The organism is Lactobacillus hamsteri DSM 5661 = JCM 6256, from assembly GCF_000615445.1.
Classification (GTDB): Bacteria; Bacillota; Bacilli; order Lactobacillales; family Lactobacillaceae; genus Lactobacillus; species Lactobacillus hamsteri.
On sequence record NZ_BALY01000048.1, the window covers coordinates 1 to 7,220 of the forward strand.

The 7,220-nt window shown below is 31.1% G+C and carries 10 protein-coding genes; 4 read left to right on the forward strand and 6 right to left on the reverse strand.

Features of this window, described 5'->3' with window-relative positions:
• Positions 1–122 precede the first annotated feature (122 nt).
• Positions 123–959, reverse strand: a complete 837-nt coding sequence (locus JCM6256_RS08770; protein ID WP_025081310.1) for an SDR family NAD(P)-dependent oxidoreductase — start codon at positions 957–959, stop codon at positions 123–125.
• Between the two features lie 170 nt (positions 960–1,129).
• Here JCM6256_RS08770 and JCM6256_RS10830 point away from each other — a divergent pair, with 170 nt between their 5' ends.
• The 3 genes from JCM6256_RS10830 (at position 1,130) to JCM6256_RS08780 (ending at position 2,364) form a co-directional block, all read left to right on the forward strand.
• Positions 1,130–1,450, forward strand: a complete 321-nt coding sequence (locus JCM6256_RS10830) for an alpha/beta hydrolase (RefSeq protein ID WP_338035059.1) — start codon at positions 1,130–1,132, stop codon at positions 1,448–1,450.
• Between the two features lie 7 nt (positions 1,451–1,457).
• Complete coding sequence (locus JCM6256_RS10835; RefSeq protein WP_338035060.1) at positions 1,458–1,850, forward strand: alpha/beta hydrolase; 393 nt, start codon at positions 1,458–1,460, stop codon at positions 1,848–1,850.
• A gap of 109 nt (positions 1,851–1,959) precedes the next feature.
• Positions 1,960–2,364 (forward strand): hypothetical protein, encoded by a 405-nt coding sequence (locus tag JCM6256_RS08780; protein WP_025081311.1) that lies wholly within the window; start codon positions 1,960–1,962, stop codon positions 2,362–2,364.
• Positions 2,365–2,391: 27 nt separating this feature from the next.
• Here the strand turns inward: JCM6256_RS08780 and JCM6256_RS08785 are convergent, their stop codons facing one another.
• The 5 genes from JCM6256_RS08785 to JCM6256_RS08805 form a co-directional block, all read right to left on the reverse strand.
• Positions 2,392–3,249, reverse strand: a complete 858-nt coding sequence (locus tag JCM6256_RS08785; protein ID WP_025081312.1) for a metallophosphoesterase — start codon at positions 3,247–3,249, stop codon at positions 2,392–2,394.
• A 93-nt stretch (positions 3,250–3,342) separates the two neighbouring features.
• The gene (locus JCM6256_RS10220; RefSeq protein WP_035438536.1) at positions 3,343–3,996 is read right to left on the reverse strand and encodes a DNA alkylation repair protein; all 654 of its coding nucleotides are present in this window, start codon (positions 3,994–3,996) and stop codon (positions 3,343–3,345) included.
• Positions 3,997–4,018: 22 nt separating this feature from the next.
• The gene (locus JCM6256_RS08795) at positions 4,019–4,807 is read right to left on the reverse strand and encodes an LPXTG cell wall anchor domain-containing protein (protein ID WP_025081313.1); all 789 of its coding nucleotides are present in this window, start codon (positions 4,805–4,807) and stop codon (positions 4,019–4,021) included.
• Positions 4,785–5,360 carry a hypothetical protein gene (locus JCM6256_RS08800; RefSeq protein ID WP_025081314.1) on the reverse strand — a complete coding sequence of 192 codons (576 nt, stop codon included), beginning with the start codon at positions 5,358–5,360 and terminating at the stop codon, positions 4,785–4,787. The genes JCM6256_RS08795 and JCM6256_RS08800 overlap by 23 nt, the downstream gene beginning before the upstream one ends.
• A 184-nt stretch (positions 5,361–5,544) precedes the next feature.
• A complete protein-coding gene (locus JCM6256_RS08805) occupies positions 5,545–6,018 on the reverse strand; it encodes a DUF7679 family protein (protein ID WP_025081315.1) in 474 nt (157 codons plus the stop codon).
• Between the two features lie 159 nt (positions 6,019–6,177).
• On the opposite strand from JCM6256_RS08805, the gene JCM6256_RS10790 reads away from it, so the two are divergent.
• Positions 6,178–7,209 (forward strand): C39 family peptidase, encoded by a 1,032-nt coding sequence (locus JCM6256_RS10790; RefSeq protein ID WP_025081316.1) that lies wholly within the window; start codon positions 6,178–6,180, stop codon positions 7,207–7,209.
• Positions 7,210–7,220 lie beyond the last annotated feature (11 nt).

The window sequence follows — 7,220 nt, forward strand, 5'->3', positions numbered from 1 at the left end:
TCTTTCTAAAATCAAATCTTGCGTAACTATACATTTAATTATAGTTTATTTATCAACGATGTAAACGCTTAATTTATAAAAAGCTAGTTAAACAAAAATCCACCCCTAGAGGTGGATTCTCATTATTCATTCTTATAGTCTGTACTCTTGCTAGTATTTTCCCATTTATGAATTTCATTTAATCGATTTGTCATTTCACCAGTCGCAAAGTCAACGGCATCACTACCTAATAACAACCGAGTTGGATATTCATCCTTTTGAATTGCATCATAAATCACCTTTCCAGCTTTCATTGGATCGCCAGGTTGTTTATGATCATTAGGAATATCTTTCTTTCGATCAATTTCATCTAATTTTTTGTCGTATTCCGCAATTTTATCATTAGTTTCTTTTAAATTATCGCCATAAAAATTAGTTCTGAAACTGCCAGGCTCAACAATCATTACTTTGATTCCAAATGGAACTACTTCTCTTTGTAATCCATCTGACAGTAATTCTAATGCGGACTTGCTTGCAGCGTAAAATGATGATCCAATTCCACCTTGAATTGCGTCAACGGAAGAAATATTAATAATTGCCCCACTTTTACTTTTACGCATTTCTGGTAAAAATGCTTGCGTCAAGGTAAGTGGACCAAAAAGATTAGTATCGAAAAGCTGTTTAATTTCTTCACGTTTTCCTTCTTCAATAGTGGCTAAATAACCATAACCAGCATTATTGACTAAGACATCTACTTTAGACATTTTATTTTGAACAAATTCGATAAAATGCTTTACTGAATCTTTTTTCCCGAATTCTAATTCTGCGGGAATACAGAGATCAGGGTATTTCTTAGCTAATTCATCTAATTTGTCAATATTTCGGGAAGTTACAATAACTTGATTTCCTGCTTCTAATGCAGCAATCGCGATACCTTTACCAATTCCTGATGATGCTCCGGTAATAATCCAATTTTTCATATATAACCTCTTAAGTTTAAAAATTTTACTTTTAGATTATTATCACCTAAAACCATCCTAAAAACCAATATTATGTACTTTAATTAATAATTATTATGTAAAACTGTATTAGCTATTATCGCTTATTTTCTTTATAATGATTACCGTATTTAATTATTGGAGTGAATAATATGAAAAGAAGTAAAAAGATAATATGGAGTATTCTCCTACTAATTGTAATTCTAGTTGTAGCAACTGTTAGTTACTTACATTTTTCGACTTATCAACCATCACATCAAGCTCAAATTGCAAGTCAGGTAGCAACCGAAACGAATGAAGTAACTACTTTTAAAGCAAAACACAATAAAATGACGGTAATCTTCTACCCTGGCGCTTTGGTAAAACCAGATTCATATTCTATATGGGCAAAACAAGTATCTCAAGCTGGATATACAGTAAAAATTGCACATTTTCCATTAAATATGGCAATTTTTTTACGTCAATGCAGCTAATAATTTAATCAATACTAAAAAGCAAAACTATGTAGTAGGTGGTCATTCTTTAGGTGGCGCAATGGCCACGCGATATGCTAATAATATAAAGAATCGCCATTTAAAAGGAATATTCTTTTTAGGAGCTTATGCTGATGAAAAGGGAAATCTTTCGAATAAGAATATTTCTGCTTTATCTATTGTAGCTAGTCGTGATGGTGTTTTAAATTGGGATAAGTACAAAGCAAACAAAAAGTATTTGCCAGCAGATACAAAATTTGAAATTATTAAAGGTGGAAATCATGGTGGCTTTGGTTCTTATGGACCACAAAAAGGAGATCGAACCGCTACTATTTCTAATCGAATGCAGCAAAACATGATTGCTAAGCGGCTGATTGCTTGGTTAAATAGCATAAATTAAGAAATTTTTGTAATAAATATTATCGATATATTAAAATTTAATTACTAACTTTCCTTTAGTATTTGTATATGGCAAAATTAATATAAGCTATCGGAAAGGAACCAATTAAGTGAATCATATTAAAAGAATAATTAGCGTGACTCTAAACTCTGACCTAGTTTCAACAGTAAAGCATTGTTTAGCTAAAATTGGTCTTAATCAAGGAACTTTCATTAGCGGCTTTATTCATTTTATAGCTAACAATAAAATACTACCATTTAAGAAATTAACGAGAACAGAGGAAGAAACAGCTTGTAAAATTTCTACAATAAGAGCTTTAGAAAATAATGAATGCGAATTTGAAAAGAAAAAGACGATTCAAAAATCTATAAATGAAGAAGCTTTTATTGTTGCTAAGCAAGTTTTACAAGATTATAAATTAACCGTTAGTCATGCTATACGTATGCTTTATGAGACATTTGTTATTACAGGAAAAATGCCTTATCAATTCGAACTGCTACCAATAGCAGAATGAAAAAGACGCCAAAAAGGCGCCTTTTTTTTATTGCTTTAAAGTATTTTCATAATTATAAGTATGTTCAATGGTCCCATCGCTATTTAATACAACAACATTCCCATCATTATGTGGATAAATTTTAGGATCAGAATGAGAACCACCATCAGTAAATATTCTTGCTGCTTCTCCATCATACTGAATAGTTCTTACAGGATTTAGTATCGATGCATTAACTGATCTTCCGTCATCATATTGACCCGAAATTGCAGAGGTTGGAGTATGTCCAGTTATAATAGTCTTATTAGTTAGATTATGTGCGAATACCGGTTCATCCCTGTGATTATACCAATAATCTTGCCGTGCCCAAATTCTAAAAAAATCATATGTATATTGATGACGGGCAATATTTAACTCAGTGGCATAGTTAGATGGATCGTCATAGTTTTTATCACAATGTATACCAGCATGAACAAAAATGAACTGAGGTGTTTCATACATTATTGGTAATTCAGATAGAAATTTATAATATTTGCTTTGTTGTACTACTTTAGGACTAACAACTTCATTAAATAATTGCTTAAGAGTATCAGCTCCACTATTGTAAAACCAAATACCATCTTGATGCTCTTTATGTTCAGCATAATTTAGAAGCATCTGTTCATGATTTCCTTTAAGAACAATGGCTCCTTCATCCCTAGCCCTAATTAAATAATCAAGAACATCTTTAACATTATTTCGTCCATCTATATAGTCTCCGCCAGTTACAAGAAGCGCATTTGGAAAATCTTCTCTTGCTTGATCGATAAGTTTTAATGTCTCTTCATTGCCATGAATATCCGAGATAAAAATATATTTATCAGTATCTTTACATGATTTAAGAGTTTGATTGATCAGTTTTGCCAAAGTAAGCGCCCCTTTCAATAAATACATTACGGTTTAGTATGTATTTATTATACTCTTAAATTAAGAAAATATGAAAAATATAACAAAATATTATTATATATATTTGCTTCCTTCACTAATTGAAAGCTTATCTAGGTTGTCTCTATGCTCTTCAATAAAATTCTTAACCCAAGTTGGATTAGTTTTTGAATAATCTCTAAGTGCCCAGCCTATTGCTTTATTTATAAAAAATTCATTACTATTCAAATTATTGCAAATGATTTTGGACAATAAATCTGTATTCATTTTTTCTTTTCGAAGCAATTGATGTTCAATCGCTACCCTTCTCACCCAAAAATCTGGATCTACCGACCAATCGAGCATTAGTTGATCAACTCTACTGTCTCTTAAACCTAAATCTCCAAATAACTTCATTAAAGAATCAATAGTATCCCACCATTCTTTGCTTCTAACATACTTTTCAATTTTAGGAATGTCCTCATAATTGAGATACTTTTTCATATTAAGTAAATAGTCACAGACAAAATATTGAAATTCTCGGTGATCATCATTCCAAGCTTCATCTAATAATTGCCAATCAATTTCTTTATTCTTCTTTGCGGCTTTTAATACATCTTTGTAAACTTCTCTTCTTTGAGGAGATTGTAATCCGTAAAAGGGAAACTGATTACGCATATATCCTTCTAATTGTTGAGCTTTTTCAGTGTCAGCAAGGGTAATAAACTTCTCTTTAATACTTTGATACATAACTATTTACACTTTCTTTATGTTAAATCATATATTTTCTAACATATAGCATCCCTACCAAAGAAAGACTAACTAACATTCCCCCAAGCCACATTAAAGAATCATTCTTTTCATTAGTTTTTGGTAACTTATTACGATGTACTCGTCTATGTCTATACTTATAATCTTTACTATGGTATCTATCATCCCAATTTTCTTTATAAGCAAAATGTTTATATCGATTATACTTATATGGTTGATATTTATTTCTATCTCTATCTTCCATATGGGATGAATCACTATCTTTATTTTTATTCTTATAATCTATTTTACTATAATCAGCCTTATTACTCTGCTCATTATACTTTTCAAAGCTATCATCATTATCAGAATCACTAGGCATACTATCCAAAGCTATAGTGTTAATTCTTATTTTAAGGTTAGTATTAGGAACAATACTCTGATAGCTCTTTTCTTTTAAAGATACTTTATTATTAAAACTTATCTGATTATGATCTGTTACTTTGCTTCGATAAGACATTACTATTTCATACTTAGGTAATTGCTTAGCATTTAGATTAAAATAGATCTTATTATTAGTTACTTTCAACTTCAGATTTGGAAAAATCTTTCTTAATTGGCTTAAAGTATACTCTATATCATGTCTTTCTTTATAAAGTATTTTGAATTTTATACTATCCAGATCAATCTCTTGACCGTCAGATAATTCAGATATAGTCCATCCCTTACTGGATAATGGTAAACTCCATTCAATATAATCTTTCTCCATCTGCTCATCAGGTATAACATTAGCAAAGACGTTTTTTTTCATCTAAAAAAGTAGTATTGCCCATTACCTTTATAAGCATCTCATCATTATTAAATCTTACTTTTAAAGAATGTTCCTTATTATCTGTATTTCGAACTTGTAGATTAAAGCTAAAAAATCCATTTATTTTATAAGAATTAGGCAAACCATCATCAATAACGATTACAGCCTTATCCCTAGATACAGTACAAAAGCCAACCTTAATTTTTTGATTCTTGTTTTTATCAAGGATATAAACGTCTTTTTCTTCACTGATAGCCGTTAAATATGCCTTATTATTTTTATCTTTACTATCCCAATTTACAACAATTCTTTGTCCTGACTTAATTTCTCCAGAATAGTTAAGAACTACACTTATAAAATCCCCGTCAGAATATTCTGTTCTAGTCTTTTGCGTTTTTTGATCCAGCACATATATGTTATTAGAACCTATATTTATTCTATCAGCAGCATTTACTGGCTTACACTGCATGAACATTGAAATGGCTACGATAATGCTAAATAAGATCGCCCACATAAATGGAAGGGAGCAATCAATTCTCCGCTGTTTTTTCACTATTGTTTCCTCACTTATAGTCTAAAATGATTTATTCGAATTGCGCGCAATAGTGTTTATGTCACCGACTATACAGAGCAAAATAAAAAGTGTCAATAACCTTGATAAATCAATAACTAGAGAACCCCTCTGAGTAAATTTTGATTTTATCAGGATTGTTGACACTGATTTTTATATAAAATAACTAAAAATTTTTTCTAGCACGGTAATTAATTAGTCGGCCACGAAGTTTATTAATTTTCTTTTTAGTTCTTTTCACTTTATTTTGTAAAAGCAAGTTATGCCAATATCTTAGCGCTACCCAAATTGACAGACGATTATACCAATTATAATCATGCTTTAGATAATTATAGGCACTTTTAAAATTCATAAGATGTGCTTCTGTAATAAATTGATTTCTCGTCCAATTATACTTATAAGTTTTATGATCAGAAATGCTAATTTTCCTTACTTTACCTACAGTTAAGCGCGTCTGATCTCTCACATATTGACTAGTTGAGACTGTTAGATAGTTGCCAATCATAGAATTTTTCCAAAAATGATTTTGCTTTTTCTCTAACAATAAAGCTTCTCGAAGCACACGACTGACACAATACCATTTTTGATCACCATTAGGGAATTCAATTAAGCACCAAATATACTGTCTTTTATTCGACATTAACTCATACCTCGCTATTGTCCTTCTCTACTATTATATCAGTCTTAACTTTTACAAAATATCAGAATTTTTAATCCATTACTGCTACAATAGGTATAGACAATGGATTATTTATATAAATCTACAATATCATAAATTATATTTACGCGAGAAGGTATTATGAAAGCAAAATTTTTATATTTATTTAGCATTGCCGCTTCAGTTGGATTATTTGTATCATCTGGTAAAATCGTGCAAGCTGACGAAGTAAATACTAGTAATCAAAGTACTGTTCAAAGTACAAAACAAGATAATAATCAAAATCAAGAAAATCAACAATCTCAACATAATCAACAGCCTACCGAAAGTAATAAGCCTAACAATTCTAATTCCAATCAGACTGAAGAAAATAATAAAGAAAATAATTCGCAATCTTCTAATAATACAAGCACTCAACCTAATGCAAAACCTCAAGGCAAAACCGGCTGGGTAATTAAGAATAATAATCATTATTACTTGAAGAACGGCAAGGCATTAAAGGGGCTTAAAAAGATTAATTCTTCATGGTATCTGTTTGATAAAAACGGTATTATGTTGAAAGATGTCAGAAAGATTCCTAAAAAATCAAGTTACGGTTATTTTGATGAAACTGGCAAACGTAAATTCAAGAATACCAAGACCAAAAAGGCGTATTATTGGATCAATAAAAACGGCTCAATAACTGGGATTAAGAATAATGCCAAGGTGATTTCTCAACGCCCTGAAATGCCAACGGGATGCGAAATTACTGCCGTAACTATGATGCTTAATTTTGCCGGTAAAAAAGTTACGAAACACCAAGCCGCAAAAATTATGCCTCGTAGCAGCAATCCTAATAAAGGCTTTATTGGCTCACCATATAAGAAATTTCCAGGTGGTTATTGGGTAGCTCCCAATGGTGTTAAACCCGTCGTAGAACATTATCTGGGCAAAGCCGTTAATATGACTAATTGCAGTTTATCAGCAATTAAAAAGAAGCTTTTGCGTTCTCACTTGGTTGTTGCCTGGGTTGGCTGGTTTGACGGTTTTTCTAACCATGCAATTACATTGACAGGCTACCATGATAAGACCATTTATTATAATGATCCCTGGACTGGAACCAAACGCAAAATGAGTGAAGATACATTTCTTCGTCATTGGGCATTAGATGGTCACCGCGCTTTAAGCTATTAATAGAAAATAAA

Coding starts and splice junctions, on each gene's coding strand:
- JCM6256_RS08795 (WP_025081313.1), bottom strand. CDS start 4,807: ATGAAAAAAAACGTCTTTGCTAATGTTATACCTGATGAGCAGATGGAG.
- JCM6256_RS10790 (WP_025081316.1), top strand. CDS start 6,178: ATGAAAGCAAAATTTTTATATTTATTTAGCATTGCCGCTTCAGTTGGA.
- JCM6256_RS08770 (WP_025081310.1), bottom strand. CDS start 959: ATGAAAAATTGGATTATTACCGGAGCATCATCAGGAATTGGTAAAGGT.
- JCM6256_RS08805 (WP_025081315.1), bottom strand. CDS start 6,018: ATGTCGAATAAAAGACAGTATATTTGGTGCTTAATTGAATTCCCTAAT.
- JCM6256_RS10220 (WP_035438536.1), bottom strand. CDS start 3,996: ATGTATCAAAGTATTAAAGAGAAGTTTATTACCCTTGCTGACACTGAA.
- JCM6256_RS10830 (WP_338035059.1), top strand. CDS start 1,130: ATGAAAAGAAGTAAAAAGATAATATGGAGTATTCTCCTACTAATTGTA.